This window comes from Mycobacterium sp. E342 (genome assembly GCF_001667665.1).
Taxonomy (GTDB): domain Bacteria; phylum Actinomycetota; class Actinomycetes; order Mycobacteriales; family Mycobacteriaceae; genus Mycobacterium.
The window spans coordinates 1-1,508 of the sequence record NZ_LZJM01000141.1; the positions used below are offsets into that span (position 1 = coordinate 1).

Annotated in this window: 1 protein-coding gene; it reads left to right on the top strand. The window is 65.5% G+C overall.

The features are described from left to right. The coding region (locus A5692_RS09275) for a condensation domain-containing protein (protein ID WP_156766000.1) at window positions 1-1,508 on the top strand (1,508 nt) is incomplete at both ends.

The following is a 1,508-nucleotide window of genomic DNA, read 5'->3' on the forward strand; positions in this document are numbered from 1 at the left end:
GTCATGGTGTCGGGGTGGGGTATTGGGGTCGGCCGCGGTTGACCGCATCCCGATTTGTGGCGTGCCCGTTCGCCGGTGCCGGGGCGCGCATGTATCGGACCGGGGATTTGGTGTGCTGGGGCCCCGATGGGCAGTTGCGGTATGTGGGCCGGGCGGATGAGCAGGTCAAGATCCGCGGGTATCGCATCGAACTCGGTGAGATCCGCGCCGCCCTGACTGCACTCGACGGGGTGGAGCAGGCGGTGGTGATCGCCCGCGAGGACGGCCCCGGTGAGAAACGTCTGGCCGGCTATGTCACCGAATCCGCTTCTGCACCACTTGATCCGGTCTCGATCCGCGCCGAACTCGCAGATCGGCTACCCGCCTATATGGTGCCGACCGCGATCATGGTGCTCGATGCCCTACCGTTGACGGTCAACGGCAAACTCGACACCCGCGCCTTGCCCGCACCCGACTACTCCGACACCGGTCGTTATCGCGCCCCGGGCAGTCTGCTCGAGGAAGTGTTGGCCGGAATCTACGCCCAAGTCCTCGCGCTGGAGCGGGTTGGGGTGGATGACTCGTTCTTCGATCTGGGTGGGGATTCGTTGTCGGCGATGCGCCTGATCGCCGCCATCAACAAATCTTTGAATGCCAACCTGTCGGTGCGTACCATCTTCGAGGCGCCCACCATCGCCCAGTTGGTGCCCCGTATCGATGTGGGGGCTGGGGGTGGGCTGGCTCCGCTGGTGGCCGGCCGACGTCCGGAGCGGGTGCCGTTGTCTTTTGCCCAGTCCCGGTTGTGGTTTATCGATCAGTTGCTGGGCCGGTCGGCGGTTTACAACATGCCCGTCGCGGTGCGCCTGCACGGACCACTGGACGTGGAGGCCCTTGGGGCCGCGCTGGCCGATGTGGTGGCCCGGCATGAAAGCCTGCGCACGGTGTTCCCCGCGGTTGATGGGGTCCCCCACCAGCAGCTGATCTCGCATGAGGGGGCCGATTTCGGCTGGGACGTCGTTGATGTGACCGGGTGGACGCACGAGCGGCTCGAGGAGGCCATCGCGGCAGTAGCAGGGCATCGGTTTGATTTGGCAACCGAGATTCCGTTCCGTGCCGAGCTTTTCCGGTTGGGCTCCGATGAGTACGTGTTGGTGGCGGTGGTGCACCATATCGCTGCGGATGGCTGGTCGGTGACCCCGCTGGTGCGGGATCTGGGTGTGGCCTATGCCGCCCGGGCTCAGGGCCAGGTCCCTGGTTGGGTGCCGTTGGCGGTGCAGTACGCCGACTACACACTCTGGCAGCGTGAGCAGTTGGGCGATCTTGATGACAGCGGTAGCCGCATCAGCGCACAGCTGACCTATTGGCTAGACGCGTTGGCCGGGTTGCCCGAACGTCTGGCGCTGCCTACGGATCGGCCCTATCCGCCGGTGGCCGATTATCGCGGGGCCAGTATCCCGATCGAGTGGCCCGCCGAGCTGCAGCAGCAGATCAACCAGCTGGCCCGCGCACACAACGCCACCAGTTTCATG